Raw genomic sequence first — 17756 nt, 5'->3', positions numbered from 1 at the left:
CAAGCCTCTTTATTCTCGAATAACCAGCCGCTGATTGACTTCGTGGACATCAATGGACTGCTCGCTTCCGTTCGGCCAGCGCACGGTCAGCGCGGTAATTGCGGTAGCGCTATCGAGGCCAAAATGCAAAACCGATGGATTCTGGCTGGTAAAGCTGGAACCTATGTGCAGCTCACGCATTTGTGTCACTCCGCTGGCTGTCACATACACCCTCGCACCGGCGGCTTGCGAATTACCGTTGCCGCCCTGTAGCTCCACCTGCAGATAATTTCCCTCTGCGGCGGCGCCATCGTTTCTGTAGAGCGTGATTGCGCGCGATTCCATGATATTGCTGACCACTAGCAAATCCGTATCCCCGTCCCTGTCCGCGTCAAAACACACCACGGCCCGCCCTTGCTGCACGCCCGTCAAGCCGAGCTCTACTGCGCGCTCTGAATAGCGTCCATCACCGGTTGCAATAAATGCGCGATTCGCGGATGAGGTCTCGTCAACCGGCACTTCCTCCGTGGGATCCTGCTGTCCGCTGTCTTCGTACCAGCCACTGGTGTGGAAGATATCCAGAAATCCATCATTGTTCAGGTCCGCAGCACAGGCGCCCCAGCCCCAGCCGCCGTTTTCCACGCGAGCATAGAAGGTGCCGTCACTGAAATTACCGTTGTCATTCAGGTACAGACGGTTACCGATATTGGTGACCGCATAATCGTTAAACTCATATACGCTGGTGACAAACCAATCGAGATCACCGTCGTTATCCAGGTCACCGATTGCACTGCCCATACCGAATTCATCGGTCAATTGGCCGTTGGTGGCATCACTGAAGCGGCCTTCGCCATCATTCAGGAAATACTTTGAGGTACCAAAGTCACCAACCATGGAAAGATCCGGCCACCCGTCATTATTTAAATCAGCAAAAGTAGGCGTGAAGCTATAGTCCCGCTCGCCTTCTATACCGGAGACGCCTTCAGTGAGTATTTGATCCGCAATTCCACTTTCCCGGCTGACATCGGTGAAGGTGCCGTCGCCATGACCGCGAAACAGCGTTTCTGTCTGGCTGGAGAAAGGATTGCCCCAGTGACTCAGCGCGACATCCAGATGGCCATCGCGGTTGTAATCGCCGAATGCGGCGGATACCGTATTCAGTGCCTTTGTGCGCAGGCCGGAGACTGCCGATTGATCTGAAAAAGTGCCATCGCCACGGTTAATGAACAGGTAGTTTTCGTCCCCTTCGAGACCGCCCACAAACAAATCCAGCCGACCATCCCCGTTCACATCCGCAAACGTAGGGCCACTGCCGCGGTGGTCGCGCAGTTGCACACCAGCCTCGGCGGCGACCTCTTCAAAGCGATTGTTCCCAATGTTGCGAAACAGCTTGGAGGCCTCTTGATTTCCGGAGTCGATATAGAGGTCAATCCAACCGTCGCCATCGAAGTCACCGACGGCAATTCCTCCACCGAAGAATTCCGCCTGAGTCACGCCCGTATTGTCGATTGCACCGGCTATTCCCCATTGATGTACCAGCCCGGTCTCCGAGCCCAGGCGCACGAACTTCCAGCCCCCATCTTCGTCATCGTCCTCGGGTTCCGGATCTGGATCCGGTGGCGGGGCCGGAGGCGCTGGGGCTACGTTTGGTTCCCGCGCCTCTTCATTGGAACTGCCGCCGCCACACCCGGTGTTCAGAAGTAGCGCAATGCCGAGTGCGCAGAACGCGGCGGCACTCGGCAGCATTTTGTTACTCTGCTTACTGGACATTGCCGAAATAGCCTGCGGCTTTTTCGAATGCGCGCTTACCGATTTGCTCACCGATGATACGCCCGGGAATATCATCCACCGGCGGATGGATACCCCCCCAGATTCGGGACAGACTGCACTGATCCGAGGCATCACGGTATGTGGCCCACTGCAGTACAACGTCGCTTTCCGGCCCTTCCTCGAACACGAGGAATTCGTTCGCCGGTGCGCGGTAGTCGCTCATTCCGCCGGGGAAATACGGGCTGCCGGTCAACAGGGTCAGCATCTCCGCCGCCGCGCGGGAGTAGGTGGAATGACCGGAGATGTAACCGGCAAATGGGGGACTTACGAAGGTCGGGCGCTGATAGGGCCACCAGTTCTCCGCCAGAATCCAGTCCACTCCCGCCATGTCGGTTGCGGGATCCGAGATATAGTCCGGGCCGCGCCAGGCCTTGAGTTTTATTTTGCCCAGGTGCTCACCACTGGTCCCGGCCAGCGGGTCGCCCGCCTCAACGATTTCGGAGAAACCGGGGCGCAGCGGGATACCATCGGGATGGTAGTTACTCAGAGTGTCGTCACTGCTCTGCCCCAGGTCCGCCATAATCCGGATCGCCGACACCGGTCGCAGATAGTCGTAGTAACCTTTAATACTCCACGCGGAAATGGCAGCGTCGTGCATTGTGCCGCCCAGCGCGAAGTAGGCCTTCACATCCCACTCCAGCGGGCCGATCAGCTCGCCCTCTCCCTGGAAACGGCGCTCAAATTCCGGGTGATCGAAGATGTCATTCATCAGCACAAACCAGTGCCCCGGCGGCGTCTCGGAGTCCGGACCGTCTGCCCAGAATTCCGCAAGTACCCGCGCGTAATCCGCGCGTTTCACCATTTGAGGTGCGTAGGGCTCGCCGGTAACGGGGTTCACATCGTAACCCCGGCTGGCATCACCGCCATTTTCGAACTGATAGAACTGCTCGTATTCCGCAACCGTTGCCGCAGCCGGGAACGCCGGGTTATTACCGATACTGCGAGGGGAAATATCAATCAATACATCATCGGCGGGATCCAGATGCGCTGACCAGGCCGCAACCAGGGCGAAGTTCCACTGGTAGAAATCGGATGTCGAGGTGCCCAGCAGCGGCGGCTTGCCCGGATCGAAATACACTTTATAGGTATCACCGGCACGGGTCTGAATGGACGCATCACCATCCGTCAGCGAGAACGGCAATACATTGCCCCACTCCGGGCTCAAGAAAGGCGGTGTATCGCTCACCAGGTTGCCAGACTGGTCGATCGATTCACTCAGGGAGATGGGCTGCCAACTGTTCCAGTCGCTGTTGGCAATGGCATTGGGGTTACCGGGTTTTTCCGGCTCGATAATGCCGTTGATGTGATCATAAAACAGGTTGGCATAGCTGCCCTGCTCGTTTGCGCCATCCTGGAGACCGTACTGTATGTAACAGTCGGCCACATGATTACCAAGCGCCGCGGCACCGTAGGTGCGGTAGTCTTTGGCAACAAACTGCGGGTCCAATCCCAATGACTCCATCAGCTCATCCGCCAGCGCCATGGTGTGCGCTTTACCCGGTGAACGGAAGAAGCGATGCTCAATTATCCGGTACGCAGCATAGGACACAGCGGTTTGCTGCGCAGGCAAGGAGCGAGGAATATTGTGGGCATCAAGCGCACAGCTAAACTGGTTAAGGGTTTGGCCGAGAAGATAGTGCTGCGCGCCGGCGTCACTGAGTTCTGCCCATGCATCGTACATGGCCGCAGAAATGTGGAACAGGTTGCGCGCATGCACGGTGGGGCGGGCGAAGTCGTTGCGCACGCCCTCCAGCAGAACCTCGCTCCACTGACGGGCCACTGATGGCGCCACGTCTTTTGCATCAACGCCGACACCCGGCGTTGCCAGCGGCGGCTCTGCGGGAGAATCGTCAGGCGAGGGGTCTTCCCCTTCCACGGGCTGCCATTCCTCTGCAGGCACCATGCAGTGATCACCTGCCAACGGCACCTCGTCTCCGGCTGGCGAAATGCGCAGGCACTGATTGGCCGGGAAGTTGCCGATTTGTTCTTCTGTGCCGTCAGGCCAGCGGACACGCAGTATGTCAACTGTTTCGGAGTCGCCGAGGCCGAAATAGAGTATTTGCGGGTTCTGACTCGTAAAGTTACTGCCAATTTGGAGTTCACGCATTTGCGTTACGCCCCCAGCGGTAACAAACACCCGGGATCCTACGGCTGCGGTATTACCGCCCAAGGCTTGCAGGGAGACGCTCAGCTGATTGCCGGCTTCGTTACCTCCGACATTTTCATACAGAACAAGCGCATTTCCATCGATATTATTTTCCACCACCAAAATATCGATATCACCGTCGTTATCCGCGTCAAAGCACGACACACCCCGCCCCTGCCTGGAATCATCCACAGCACGCTCTGTCGCTTCGTCTGAGAAAACTCCAGCACCATTATTGATGAACAGCCTATTGACATCGTTTTTATAATCTACTGTTTCACTCGCATACAAAGAGTCTTCATCCCAACCATTTGTGTGGAACAGGTCCAGGTGGCCATCGTTATTGAAGTCCGCAAAGCAAGCAGCCCAACCCCAGCCACCATCTTCGACACGCGCCGAGTACGTTACATCATCGAAGTAGCCGCCACCGTTTCGATTTAAACGATTACCTTGCTTAACGGTGCCAAATGCATTCGTTTCGTAGATTGAAGTAATAAACCAATCCAGGTATCCGTCGTTGTCGTAGTCGGCGATGGCGCTCCCCATCCCGAATTCGTCACCGAGTTGCGAACCTGTCGCGTCGATAAATCGACCAGACCCATCATTCAAAAAATATTTACTGGTTCCGTAATCCCCAACCATGGCGAGATCAGGCCAGCCATCATTATCAAAGTCAGCAAACGTCGGGGTGAAGGAATAATCTTTGACTCCCGCAATTCCACCTGCACCGGGCGAATGCAACTGGCTTGCGATACCACTGGTTTCACTCGCGTCAACGAAGTAACCATCTCCGTTTCCAAGCCAAATAGTCTCGGTATTCGGCTTTACATCATTTCCCCAGTGTGACACCGCCAGGTCAAGGAATCCGTCACCATTGATGTCGCCAAAACTTGCAGACACAGTGTTCGGAGCTTCCATAATGAGCCCGGATTCACGCGTTGCATCTACAAACGTCCCGTCACCATTATTGATAAAGAGTTTGTTTCCATCACCCTCTATCCCGCCAACGAAAAGATCTAACCAACCATCGCCATTGACGTCAGCAAAAGTAGGCCCACTCCCGCGGTGGTTCTCGAGCTTTACACCCGCAGCTCCCGCAACATCTTCGAAACGATTGTTACCCAGGTTTCTGTAAAGTTTGCTCGGTTCTAAATTCCCTGAATCAACGAAAATATCAATAAGTCCATCATTGTCGAAATCCCCCACTGCGACACCGCCAGCAAAGAACTCCGCTTCAGTGCCTCTACCTTCCTGGCCATTGATCCCCCAACGGTGGCGCAGTCCCGCAGAGGCGCTTATGTTCTGGAAAGACCAAGCAGCTGGCGCATCATCCGGGGGACTCGTTACAGGAGGGGGAGTTACTGTTGCTTCCTGCTCTCCAGCATTGCCCGAGCCTCCACCACACCCGGCTAAAACACTACTGAGCAGTGCGACAGCGATTACAGATGCTCCAAGCTCGTTCTTTCCGTTGATTTTTTTTCTTTTAATTTTCACTGTGGGATCTCTTCTCATTTTTTTGCCCCTAAAGTGGTACTTCTTCGCGGGTCAGGCGCTTAATTGATTTTGTAGGATTGCCCGAAGGCGTCTTGCTTCTCGCTCGGAAAAAGGCCCGAGCCGACCTAAGGCCGGCTCGGGAATATGGTCATAACGACCGTCCTGCGAGGTGAAAACATAATGCTCAAACAGCGATCTCCACGCGGCCCGCTCTGCCTCCGGCAGTTGGCGGATACTCAGCATCGCGTGAGTCAGTGCATCCATCGGCTCACCGCAATACGCCGGGGCGCTGCGCCACCAGTAGTTGACCATGCCGTTGAACGGCGCGAGCCCCTCAACCTGATGCCACCACATGCTCGGAAGAAACAGTGCATCGCCCGGCTTAAGCTCAATTACCCGCTTGTGCGCCTGCGCAACCGCGAAGCGCGGAAAGCGCTCAAAGTCGGGATTGTCGATGTCGACAACACTGACAGGCTGTCCTGCGGGGGTGTTATCCAGTGGACCGATATACAGATTTTCAGCCTGGTCGGGGGGAAACAACGTGAAACGACGCTTACCCGCAACGCAGCAGGCGATGTTGTGCATCGCATCAAAATGGCACGCAATCAGTGAGGGGCTGCCCAGCCAGGCTTGCACCAAAGGGTTTTCCACACCGTCGATCTGCAATACATTTTCCGACATAACCGCCGGCACAAAGCTCGGCAGGTGCATCGACGGAATGAAAATGGAGTCCGCCTCGGGACTGCTGGTTGCAGCATGCAAGCGCGAGAAAAAGCCAGCGAGCGTATCCCCCCGCTTGGTGAAATTAAAACTCTGGAAATCGTCCCGATAAAAATAGCGGCCGCGCTCTTGCGCTGGAGCACTGTAGGTCATCACCGAACGATCGTTGTAGGCGGACAGGAGGTAATCGGCAAATGCTTGCTTCCCCTCGGCCCCGCACGCTACGAGTTTCCAGTGCGACACCAAATTACGCAGCACAACGGGCTCACTGCCAGCAGTAATCGCTGCACTGACTTGACCCCTGGCGTCACGACAGTCGATTTCCTCGACCGGTAGCGCGGAGCACTGCCTCGCAGCAGCGGCACTACCCATCACGCGCTTGCGACCTCTATTTCGCGTATAGACGCGGCCAACTGCGCTTCTTTGCGCCGCACCAGTTTTTGCACATTCCCGAGGGAGGCGAGCAATGCATAAATGGCTGAGAGGTAACCGCCGCGGTGCAGCTGACCCAGGGTCTCATCCGGCAGCGCCATAAGGCGCTCACGGCCTACGGTGAAATAGCCTTCGAGCTTATAGTTGCTACCATCGCAAAGACCAATATCTAGCGCCACCGCCTCAAGTAGCTCCAGTTCCGACAGTACTTGCGTAAAAGCATTGGTCATACCGATGCCCTCATCCAGCGCCTGTAGTCGCTTCTGCACCTTTTCGAGATAAGGGGAGCTGCCACCAAAGTCCATAAACAGCGGATGACCACCGGTGGTGTTTACCCGGGGGTCATCCAGGTCAACGTGCACCACCGCTTTTTGCACGGGGCCCGATGGTGTGAATTCTTCCTGACGACCAATCAGGAAAGGCCCTTTGGCGAACACCAGAGGAAGCACACTGGCATCCCAACCACTTGGCGCGTCTGCATCGAGAAAAAGGTTTTCATCTGCGGAGAGGCCGAACAGAGCAACACATTGGTACTGGCCAGGTTCCCCCCCTCGCGCTATCAGCAAAGGGTACTCACACTGGAGCTGCTCAAGCTCGGAGGGAAATACAACCGTGCGTCCGACTTTGTGACCAAAAGCCTCCCCGTACTGCTCAACTACTTTCAGCTTGGCATGGTCGACGTTATTCAGGAGTACCGTGTTCGTCATTATTCTCACCGCTTGTAAGCGCGAGACCCGACAACGATCCAGTAAGGAATTTACCCGCACATATGTTCAACAACTGCGGTCAATCCGGTTACAAAAATCAAAGAATCCGAGGAGCCATCGAGGGCTGGGTCATCGCTATATTCATCGTTATTGTGTAGCAAAAATTAGCATTTCCAATCACAAGCAGTCAACAACTGAATGGAAATGATTGACGCAGTCTGCCAGAAAGGAATTTGGCGCCATGCGGCTCATCTTGAGCGGCAAAACCGATGGAATCAAGCTGCAAACCATCGGTTTTGCCGTGAGCAGAGTGGTGCCGTTATACGGTGGGGAGAGAGTGATTGGTTTCGGTTTGCGCAAGCTTCCGGCGCAACTGATCCACTATCCAGACATTCTGTTCCCACTGATTGGCGATGGGCCCCGCTCGCTCGGGGTGGGGCAACATATAGGGGGCCGGCCCAAACTCAGCGGTAAAGGTCAGCAATTCCTGCCCACGTGCCCGCGCAGCCTCGGCAATATCACCCCACCACTGCAGGTGTCGCTCAAGCGTCTGTGCGTACTCCGGCAAGGATGGGTCAATCACCTGCGAGCCCTGTATATGCCCGACACGGCAGTGCACGTGAAAGCTGCGCTGAATGGCCTTTTTGAGGCCAACCTCCTGATCCTGCAGCAGAGACTCTGCGACACAGCACCAATGACTGAAATCCGCGGTGAGCTTCAGGTCTGGCTTTGCATCGATATAGGCGGCGGTGATATGGCAGGCGAAATTGAAGCGGCCGCGGTGCGTCTCGTGATAGATGGGCAACCCCAGTTCTTCAGAGAGGCGATCCGCCCCTTCCAGAAGGATCAGGTTTTCTTCCAGTGAGAAATGATCTCGGCCGCTGTGGGAGTTAATACACAGCGGACGGGTGTCCGCTAGCTGTTCAAGGCGTCTGTAATACTGTTTCTGGTGTGCCGCAAAATCCGTGGTAAAGGTATCCCAGTGTTGGGCTACATACACCAAACCACTCTCCTCCAATGCGGACACCATCTCGCGGCAGCGTCCCCGATCTTCCGGAAACGCCACCTCGACGCCGTCAAAGCCTGCCGAACGGACCTTTGCAAGAAAGGCCTCGAAGGGCATATCTTCCGACCCCCATAAAGGGCAAAGGTAAGCGACCCTCATTGCAGCACTACCAGGCTGGCCGCTACAACGCCCGCACCCCGAGTACTGTGCACCAGCCAGGGTTCGCCTTTCACCCAACGGACTTCGCCCTCGTTCACGCGCGTATATCCGTGTCGATCGGCTCCCTCTCCGGTAATATTAAACACCGCAGGGCGATCAGCCCCCTCCCCCAAGTGGATGGCGAAGATACCCAGGTTATTCCGTATGGAACCCACGGGGACGATAAGCCATTCATTGAAGCCCGCAAGACCGCCCATAAACGGCATCAACGGGTCCTCCCGCGGGTATGCCGGGGTTTCGAAGAAGCTCGGAACACCAGCCTCCCGTAAACGCCTGCGATCCAACACGGTATGCCAGCGCTCACCACCATCCGAGCTTACATATACATTGTGGCTGGCATCATCCGGGTTGACTGCAGCTACCGCCAGGCGCAGCGACTCACCATCGAGCCAGGCATACACGTCCTCTACCAACCCCGGGAATCGCTTAACCTCTCGCTTCTCGCCGTCACTGTAGAGAAACAGGCTGCTTCCTGTTGGATAGTAGATTGCGTTTGCTTTCTGCGGGTGGGCGACGAGGCTGGTTTTTGGCAATTCAACTGGCCCAAGATCAAGTCTGCGGAAGCCATCCCCTTCTCCATCGAGCATTGCGGGAACGTCATCACTCACGTAGATGCCCTGCCCTTTAAATCCGACGAACAAGCGCTCGGGAACCTGGCTGTCGGCGGCCATCGCCCAGATACGATAATCCCAGGCTTCTTCATTCATAGGCACGCGCGCATGATTAGGAACCGATGGCAGCCCATTCGCATTTTCTGAATCAGGTCCAGTCCACTCGGCAATCCCGCCAGCGAGGTGTTGCCACTTATCCTCGGGAGAATGATGCGCAAGCGATTTCGCCCATAAACCCATGGGAATGTCACCAGCTCCGTAGCCATAACCGGTGCCTAGCACCACCACCGGAGGCTCTGTTTTCAGGATCTCCACCGACTTTGATGCGGTTATCTTGGGCGAAGGCCGCAAATCGCGAATCCAGCTGCGGCCATAATCCCAACTCTCGTGCAGTCCCTGATCACTCAACGCCGCGACAAAGTAGTTCTCGCTGGTAGCGAAGTCACCATTGTAGGTGTTCACAAAGCCGCGATTGCGCCAGGTAACGTGCCCCTGGGCACCGTTCCCTTCACGCACGGCCGTCTGATACAACACCGTTTCACCACCGGTTTTTGGGAAGCCCTCGGCCTGCATATCCAGCAGACTGACCCCATGACCGTTTTCCAGAATGATGGAATTGTCGCGCCCCCAACTGACAGGCACGAAATCAAAGCTATCTACCTGAATATAGTTGTCGGAACCTTGCGAAGTTTCCCAACCCTTATGGCCGCCTTCGTAATAGATCCGCTGCCAGTTTCCGCGCTGTGGCACACCGTCAGCCACATCAAATTCCGAATAAAATAGTGAGCTATTGTGGTGCTTCATGGTTTTACCCATCAGCAAGCGAACCCTGCCTTCCAGGCCAAACTCCACCTTTCCGCTGCGAGGGTCAATCTTCAGTCGCGCATAGCGTTGCCCCGGGTTTGTGTAAGTCTCACCGTCATATTCTGTACGCGTTTCGCCGGGTTGCGCCAAACGTTGCTCCGCGAGCTCCACATCACCTTGCGGGCCGGGATAAAAATGATCGACCCTGCTCCACTGAGGCGCGCCTGTGGCCAGTGCTTTTGCATCAGCGGCAAACACTGAGGACACTTGTTTGTCCTTAGCAAAGATTGCAAACGCCGTTTTTCCGTCTGGTGACACTTCAAAACCCAGAGCTGCGACGAAACCACTTGGGGCAGTTACCGGTGCCCAGCTTTCGCCTCCATCGCGGGAAGTAAACAGACCACGCTCGGTGGCGATGTATACCCGTTGATTTTCGCTATCAAACTCCAGTTGCCACGCATTTTGAGCCTTCTCATGCTCAGGGTCGTAAAAGTACTGGGTAAAGCTTTGCCCACCGTCGCGAGATACGAACACCAGCCCGGGATGCGTGTCCCCATGCGCGTACTCAGGTACACGCTTCGGCATATCGTTCAGGTCTACGATGTCCGGGGAACTCAGTGCCATTACCACATGGTTGCTATCTTGCGGGTTGACCTGGATGAGCTGTATCGGATACGTCAGAGTATCTTCTAGCGCCTGCCAGGACTCACCGGCATCCTCACTCACCAGTGCCATACGGTGGGTGCCAAGAAATAGCTTATCGGGATTCTGCGGATCGCTGGCAAGCCCAAATACGTTGAGCTGTGGCAGCTCCGCTGCGAGTAGTCGGTAGGACTCCCCCCCATCATCTGAACGATACAAGCCCTCCATATCACTCATGACATAGAGGCGATCTTTGACATTGGGCTCCAGATAAATACTCTGAATTTCGCCGCCACCACCCGGGGCCCAGTATTCCCATTTCAGCGCGGGCGCTTTGATTTGGTCACGCTCCGCACAGCCCAATACAAGCACCGATACTACTGCCGACATTAGCCAGAATATTGACTTCATTTGCCTATCTCACTCTGCATACGCCAGAAACAAATAACCCCCGCAAGCGGGGGTTACCTGGTCTTCAAACATCCAACATCACTTAGAAGGTATAGCGTCCGCCCAACATCCAGCGCGCGCCAGTTTCTTCGTGACTGATCATCAGGTTTTCACCGCGACCATGCTCACTGTTGTTCTCATCAAGAACGTTGATACCCTGCAGAAAAATTTCTGCGTTATCGGTCAAGGCGTAGCTCACGTTGAGATCCACAGTCTGGAAGTCATTTACGAAAATCGGTTCAATCAGGCTCAGCTCCTGCGTATGAGCCTTGAGGTACTTGTCACGCCAGTTATACGCGACACGAGCCTGCAAACCATTTTTATCGTAGAAGCCTACCACGTTTGCGGAATCACTAACCCCTAGCAGCGCTGTTGACCCTTCGAGAGTATATGGGCTGTAGCCAACGTCGGAGTTAACCTTGGTGTAGTTTGCCATGACGCCAAACCCACTCTCACCGAACATATGCTGCACGGAGAGTTCGATACCATCTACACCGTTTTTGTCTTCACCGTTCTCTGTAAATCCAATCTGGAAATCAACCAGAGGATCGCGACTCGCATCGCCCTCGATTTGGCCAGTACCCGAACCATTGGAAGTAACACCAGGCTCATCAGCTTTATTTGCAAGAATCCACTCAAACACATCCTTGATGCTTTGTGCGCCAGCCGCTTGAGCTTCCTGCGCGAACTGTCCGAAGGCCGGGCTATACAGGCCGTCGATATTGATCAGAGTGTTGACGGTTTTCGGGAAACCATCAATATTCTTTTTAAACCACGCGGCAGAGACGTAGCTACCTTCATCGTAATACCACTCCACGGACAGATCGAAATTCTCTGACTCTAGCGGCTTCAGCGCGGGGTTACCGGTTCTCACCGGCGGATTAACAATGTTTGTGGTCTCCGTTTGAAGAACCCTACCACCGCGAAGCGCAGGCAGATTGGCACGAGCCAGTGACTTACCGTACGCGACACGAGCTACAATATCGTCGGTAACGTTGACGTTGAGATTAAGGCTCGGCAAGTGGTAGTCGTAAGAAGCTTCACGGCTTGCCAGAGTTTGCACTTGGTTGCCATTCTCATCAACCTCAGGGCGGAAACTAAACTGGTTATCTTTAACCCAGACAACACCCTGATAGTCGTTCAGTGCTGAACTCGCAGTAACTTCGGTTTCCTCGTAACGATACCCGACATGGACGTCGAAAGGCATACCTGCAAGTTCGGAATTCAGATTGTACTGCATGAACGCGACGCGGGTATCCTCACCCACTTCTTGGTAATCAGCAAATTCGTATTTATTGGAGGCGCAGAATACAGACCCACAGTTACCCAAAGTGGTCAGCGGTGAATCTTTCTGATCATAGGCACCATAGTTCTGCTCGAGATAGTCCATCATCTCATTAAGATCAAAGGTCAGCGTTTCCTGATACAGATTATCCGCTGTAAAGGTATAGTTTTCACCAGTCCAAGGGTGCATCAGGAAAGTGCCATTTGGCAGCTGCGCGGCAATCGTCTCGAAATCGCCATAACTGGCATCGAAGCCACTCATAAAGTTAAATGAGTCAAAGCCTTCGAAATTGACGAAATCACCCTTGTATTGCTCGTAGTATCCACGACCCCGCTCTACACGGACATTACCTGTGGACCAGAATACATTGGTAGCCTGCACACCGAAGTCCAGGGATTGCTCTTCCGTAAAATCCCAATGGCCCGAGAACTTGAACTGATCAACCTCTGCCTCATCAAACTGACTAGTAATACGGTGCGTGAGGGGCACCACATCTGCAGGTACGACATTGGGGTTATTAACGAAAAGAGAGGGGATATCACCGGTAAAGTCTGCCGCCAAGGCACGTCGCGTCAGTGACGCCATTTCAACATCAGCCTTTGAGCCCAGACGACCACCGTTCGGGGTTACCGAATTGGACGAGCCGTTTGCATCAAACTCGAGAGACAGTGTGTCGGAAACATCCCACTCAACATTGATGCCATAAGATTGCAATTCGTTGCGAACATGCTGCTCTTCAACAGCAAATGTAGTCTCGCCCGGATTCGCACCTCTTGTAACCTCCGCATACACCAACGGGGCCTTAATCGGATCATCACTCCATACTGCGGTAGATGAGGCCTGATCCCACTCATACCAGAGGGAGGCCTTATTAGTGACGGTATCAATATCTTTGCGGAAGAAGTTATAGTCCGCAGTTGCGGTGATACTTTCTGTGGGGCGCCATTGGAATACTGCCTGTGCATTCGCGCGCTCATGCTCCTGATTAACGATCTCATAGAAATTCATGCGAGATAGAGCAAACAGGTCGCCGTCTACCGGCTTATTCACCTGATTTTCGTTATCTACCGCACCCTGGCTGTTTTGCCAGTCGCGCGAAGGCTGCCCCCACTCGTTGGTCAGGATAGCGAGATCTCGCGCCTCATCCCGGCCATTCACACGTTCCTGATAGTTGACTGCCAGTGCAACACCGAATTTGTTGTCATCAAAAGTGTTGGAGTAGATACCCGAGAGCTCCGGCTTTACTTCTGCGTCGCGCGCGGACTCATCGTAAATACCTTTACCACTAAAAATGAAGCGCTCACCCGGCTCGTTGAGGGGACGCATGGTTTCCACGTTGATTGTCGCACCCATACCACCGGTTTCTCGATCCGCTGCAGAGGTTTTATACACCTCTACTGCGCGAATCATATCGGGGGAAATGGTGGAAAAGTCAAAACTACGGCTACCACTTGCCGCTGCGGTCTGGCGACCATTAATCTGCACCAGGTTGAAACGCGGCCCAAGGCCACGAACCGTTACACCTTTACCTTCGCCGTTTTCACGTTCGATGGAAACGCCCGCGATCCGCTGCAGGGATTCTGCGAGGTTTGAGTCAGGGAATTTACCCATGTCTTCTGCAGTAATCGCATCGGTCACGCCCATGGAATCACGCTTCACATCGGCGGATTTCATCAAGCTGCTGCGGATACCAACAACTTCTACTTCTTCCAGGGTTGCATCACCAACGCCAGCTTCTTGCGCGAACGCATAGCTCGTCATGCCAGTCATTGCTGCCGCGACGGCAGTAGATAGGAGGGTGCGATTGAACGCGTTGTTCTTCAGCATATCTCTCACCATTTTTATTGTATTGAAAGTGTGCAGCTGCCTTTGCACTTAGAACATCATCATCAAAACCAATCACGCAAAAAGCAACATGAGACGATTATGAATCATTTGGAGTCATTTGCAATCATTTTTGTTTTTTTCCGAGCATGGAGCATTTATCGCTCAGTAAAGTCTGTTGTGCCCAGTTAGACAGGCAGGTTTAGCACCGCAAGCGCACTGAATGCGGGCCGATCCCTCTGCCAGCGGCACCCAAACATCAAACCTCTTTTTTAACAAATTGAAGTTTTGAGCGCCAACCCATCTGCTCAACCCTTTAGAATAAAATCAAAACCAATCATCAATGATTTTTTTACAGTCCTCATAATCAGGCTCAGGGGGATTTCTGAGCGACTACTTTGCTGACCGGAAGCTCAAAAATTGACAGGCTATAGGGAGGAATCTCCACTAGGCCCTCTGCTCGGTACCCTCGTGCGTCAAGCTCGACCGGCCCTTGTTGCCACAATGGGACCTCCCCTTGATACCGTGCTGTCACGGTAGCGGGCGCTTGCTCGATGGCGGGGTAGACCCATTGCTCGATAGGAGCCCCCTGCTTTGCCAATTCTAAATTGATCGACTGATCGCTCCGATTGATGATCCACAGTGATTGCCCTTTAGCGCCGGAGAGTGCCGCGCCATACAGGGCCAACTGCCCAGCATCCCCTTCTATCTCCACTCCCAGGAGCGGGTTATTTGTAAATTGAAGCGGGTGCATCTCCTCATATTGCTGAGCCAGGCTCGTTAGGTGCGCATACAACTGCCCCATCTTGGTGATGGTCCCCGACTGCTCATCAATGGGATGACCCAACCCCCAGCCATGGTCCAGATTGCCGATGCTGTGGTGGTTCAAGATTTCGATCGCATTGGGGTTGTTCATACCATTGAGAATAAAGCTTGCCTGGTACAGTGAGTTCCAGCCAGTATCCCGGGTGGATAACATCCACTCTGCGGATTCTCCGGTGCCATGGAATTGCTTGTAATAGGCGATCACGTTGTACTCGGTAATCCACATGGGATAGTCACCGAAGCGCTTCTTGATCAGGCGTGCTGCACGGTCGAGGGTCGCCGTTGGGTATGCAAGAAAGGCCTTGGCTCGGTCGGTATCGTTGGTATAGGGGTCGAGCTTCTGTCGCTTCATTACATAGTGATGCAGGATCAGCGCATCGAAATGGGGGCGAAACTCCGGTTGCATGATCTGCTGGTTCCAGTTGACCATCGCCGCAGAATCATCCTGATGATGCGACTCGAACAGATCGTCTTCACGGGTCACCATACCGATACGCGCGTTGGGATAGAGCTTGCGGATCTGCGGGCTTAGCTTTGCGACCCTTTGTGCATAGTTGAGGCCTCGCTCGGCATCGCCAAACTCGTTACCCCAAAAATAAGTCTCATTATCCATCTCGACATACTGGATATCCGCGCCAAGCGCTTTCAGCCTTTTCAAAGCCGCGATTTGATCATTCTCACGGGTAGTAAGATTCAGCATCCACTGAATTTCCGTATCGACGGATTGGCCGAATTCATAAAAACGCTCCGGTCCGAGGGCACCGTCCGGCATGTCACGGGTATCTTCCACCAGCTCCAGCATCCAGTTGAACGCACCAGGATGCCAGATCTTGGTAATTTCTTCTTCGGGAATGAAATGGCCACGCTCCCAGTCCCAGAAAGAGGCGGGACTACCAGACGGATAGCGAATCCCCTGCGCATTGAGTGCGCGCAGCATCGCACGGTAGGCCGGGTCTCCTGCCAGGTCTTCACTGGTTTCATGTACCCCGTTCACGCCGAACAGCCGTGGATTAACCGGAACACCTTCGCCCAGCTCGGCGGTTACAGTCGCCGCCTGAGTGGATAAGGAGAGACTCAGAGTGATCGCAGATAGGGAAAGACCCCAGAATTTCATTATTTTCCTCCAATACTCGCGCACGGCTGATAGCCGGAACATCCGGTACGAAACCGTTCAGTAGCGCCGTAACAAAAACGCCACGGCAGAGCGTGGCGTTTTCAAATGAACGTCAGTTACAAGTTAATCTCGAGAGAGTCTTTAATTCGCTTCCTGAAGGTTTGTCACTTCACTGCGGTCAACGCGATAGCGCGCAAGGAACAGCAGGGACAGCGCCATAATTGCCGGCCCTCCCAGAAAGGTAAAGTTCGCAATGGACTGCGCCACCTCCAGCTCCTGCTTGGTCACCCCTTCCACATACCCCATCAAGGTAAGTGCAAAACCACTCACCAACAGGCCAACGGAGGTCGCAGCTTTCAGGATGAAGCTGAACATGGCGGAGTAGGAACCGTCCCGCAGCACCCCGGTTTTGCGGAAGTTCATTTCCGACACGTCGGCGATCATGGATACCGCCAGCGGAATGATGATGCCGCAGCCCAGCCAATAGAGCCCCTGGAACACACCAAAGCTAATGGACACTGCCCACTCACCACCTTTGGCGATGGCTTCGAGAGATCCGGTTTGGCCGAACAGGAAGTACATGGCTACGCCAGACACCGCGCTGATCAATACCGCGAGCTTGCACAGGGTACGCTTCTCGATGCGCTTGACCAGCGGGATAATCGCCAATGAGCCGAGAGTAAAACCTACCATGGTGGAGCCGTGCACAAACGATTTCTGGAAAGCATTCAGCCCCATGTAGTCGATATAGGTGTAGATCTGCATCTGGGCCGTTAACCCGACGCCGACCTGGGCGACCGCGTAGAACATAAAAATCTTGTTGGCATGTGGGTCTTTGAGGATGCCCCATACGGTCGCGAAGAAATCCTTCAGGCCATTCCCGTGCATTTCCATGTTGCGGGAATCAACAATAAATTTCCTTGTCAGGTAACAACAGAGCAACACCAGCGCGGCCGTGCCCAGGCTGATGACCAGCCCCATGGTCTCGTAATTTTCAAGAATCTTGGTGCCATCCAGGCGGGAGCCATCGGCATTGGTACCATCCTGGAAAAACAGACTCCAGGCCATGGCACCAAAGGTGAAGTTGATCGCCATATTCACCACCATGCGCACCGACTGCAGGCTGGCACGGGATTCGTAGGTCTTGCAGATTTCGAACCCGAGCGCAGTAAACGGCACCACGAATACGGTGACCGCTGTGCGCAAAATGAGGTTTGCAACGAGCAGGTAGGTAAACAGCAGCGCGTTGCTGGCCATAAAGAATTCGGGTACGGACCATAACGAATATAAAGAGACACTGGTCGCCAATCCGCCAACCAGCATATAGAGGTGGCGCCGCCCATAGCGACTGCGGGTGTTATCACTGACAAACCCCATCACCGGATCCGTCACCGCGTCCCACAGGGTGGTAATACCCAGAGCCAGCGCCGCCAGTGCCGCCGGAAGCCCCAGCGCCTGGGTATAAAAAATCATGGCGAAGTTCCCGATGGTCAGAAGCGGGATCGCCGAGCCGCCATCGCCAAGGGCATAAAACCAGACATCGCGTTTGCGCGAGCGCGCAGGCCCCGTGGCCAGGTCACCACCGGACGCTTGGCCAGCTCCGGGGTGTGTATTGGTATTGGTATCGGTTGCGGTAGTAGTATTCATTATGGTTATTCCGTTTTTACC

General features: G+C 54.4%; 9 protein-coding genes. All 9 read right to left on the bottom strand.

The genetic code is table 11. The annotated features are described in order from the left end of the window. Positions 1 to 9 precede the first annotated feature (9 nt). The 9 genes from HUW35_RS11825 to HUW35_RS11785 all read right to left on the bottom strand — a co-directional run bounded on the left by HUW35_RS11825 (position 10) and on the right by HUW35_RS11785 (position 17735). Entirely contained in the window at positions 10 to 1749 is a 1740-nt protein-coding gene (locus tag HUW35_RS11825; protein ID WP_181252519.1) for a CRTAC1 family protein, read from the bottom strand. Next, positions 1739 to 5467, bottom strand: coding sequence for an FG-GAP-like repeat-containing protein (locus HUW35_RS18875; RefSeq protein WP_255463258.1), 3729 nt, complete (start codon positions 5465 to 5467; stop codon positions 1739 to 1741). Before HUW35_RS18875 ends, HUW35_RS11825 begins: the two co-directional genes overlap by 11 nt. A gap of 33 nt (positions 5468 to 5500) precedes the next feature. Then, positions 5501 to 6541, bottom strand: coding sequence for a cupin-like domain-containing protein (locus HUW35_RS11815; protein ID WP_255463257.1), 1041 nt, complete (start codon positions 6539 to 6541; stop codon positions 5501 to 5503). Continuing rightward, positions 6541 to 7308: a SapC family protein gene (locus tag HUW35_RS11810; RefSeq protein ID WP_181252517.1), complete on the bottom strand. Its 768-nt coding sequence runs from the start codon at positions 7306 to 7308 to the stop codon at positions 6541 to 6543. Before HUW35_RS11810 ends, HUW35_RS11815 begins: the two co-directional genes overlap by 1 nt. Before the next feature lie 319 nt (positions 7309 to 7627). Next, positions 7628 to 8431 carry a sugar phosphate isomerase/epimerase gene (locus HUW35_RS11805; protein ID WP_255463256.1) on the bottom strand — a complete coding sequence of 268 codons (804 nt, stop codon included), beginning with the start codon at positions 8429 to 8431 and terminating at the stop codon, positions 7628 to 7630. Between the two features lie 38 nt (positions 8432 to 8469). Further along, positions 8470 to 11001 (bottom strand): hypothetical protein, encoded by a 2532-nt coding sequence (locus HUW35_RS11800; protein WP_255463255.1) that lies wholly within the window; start codon positions 10999 to 11001, stop codon positions 8470 to 8472. An 82-nt stretch (positions 11002 to 11083) separates the two neighbouring features. Next, positions 11084 to 14152, bottom strand: coding sequence for a TonB-dependent receptor (locus HUW35_RS11795; RefSeq protein ID WP_181252515.1), 3069 nt, complete (start codon positions 14150 to 14152; stop codon positions 11084 to 11086). Positions 14153 to 14522: 370 nt separating this feature from the next. After that, on the bottom strand, positions 14523 to 16088 hold the full coding sequence (locus tag HUW35_RS11790) for a hypothetical protein (RefSeq protein ID WP_181252514.1): 1566 nt from the start codon (positions 16086 to 16088) through the stop codon (positions 14523 to 14525). A 141-nt stretch (positions 16089 to 16229) separates the two neighbouring features. After that, a complete protein-coding gene (locus tag HUW35_RS11785) occupies positions 16230 to 17735 on the bottom strand; it encodes an MFS transporter (protein ID WP_181252513.1) in 1506 nt (501 codons plus the stop codon). Positions 17736 to 17756: the final 21 nt, after the last annotated feature.

Origin of the sequence: Microbulbifer sp. YPW1 (assembly GCF_013367775.1) — a bacterium.
Classification (GTDB): domain Bacteria; phylum Pseudomonadota; class Gammaproteobacteria; order Pseudomonadales; family Cellvibrionaceae; genus Microbulbifer.
Note: the sequence above shows the minus strand (reverse complement) of the source record. Positions and strands in the feature narration are given on the sequence as shown.

Bases quoted from the DNA above. Each gene is read 5' to 3' on its own strand.
- HUW35_RS18875 (WP_255463258.1), bottom strand. From the start codon at position 5,467: ATGAGAAGAGATCCCACAGTGAAAATTAAAAGAAAAAAAATCAACGGA.
- HUW35_RS11825 (WP_181252519.1), bottom strand. From the start codon at position 1,749: ATGTCCAGTAAGCAGAGTAACAAAATGCTGCCGAGTGCCGCCGCGTTC.
- HUW35_RS11790 (WP_181252514.1), bottom strand. From the start codon at position 16,088: ATGAAATTCTGGGGTCTTTCCCTATCTGCGATCACTCTGAGTCTCTCC.
- HUW35_RS11795 (WP_181252515.1), bottom strand. From the start codon at position 14,152: ATGCTGAAGAACAACGCGTTCAATCGCACCCTCCTATCTACTGCCGTC.
- HUW35_RS11805 (WP_255463256.1), bottom strand. From the start codon at position 8,431: ATGCCCTTCGAGGCCTTTCTTGCAAAGGTCCGTTCGGCAGGCTTTGAC.
- HUW35_RS11800 (WP_255463255.1), bottom strand. From the start codon at position 11,001: ATGAAGTCAATATTCTGGCTAATGTCGGCAGTAGTATCGGTGCTTGTA.
- HUW35_RS11810 (WP_181252517.1), bottom strand. From the start codon at position 7,308: ATGACGAACACGGTACTCCTGAATAACGTCGACCATGCCAAGCTGAAA.
- HUW35_RS11785 (WP_181252513.1), bottom strand. From the start codon at position 17,735: ATGAATACTACTACCGCAACCGATACCAATACCAATACACACCCCGGA.
- HUW35_RS11815 (WP_255463257.1), bottom strand. From the start codon at position 6,541: ATGGGTAGTGCCGCTGCTGCGAGGCAGTGCTCCGCGCTACCGGTCGAG.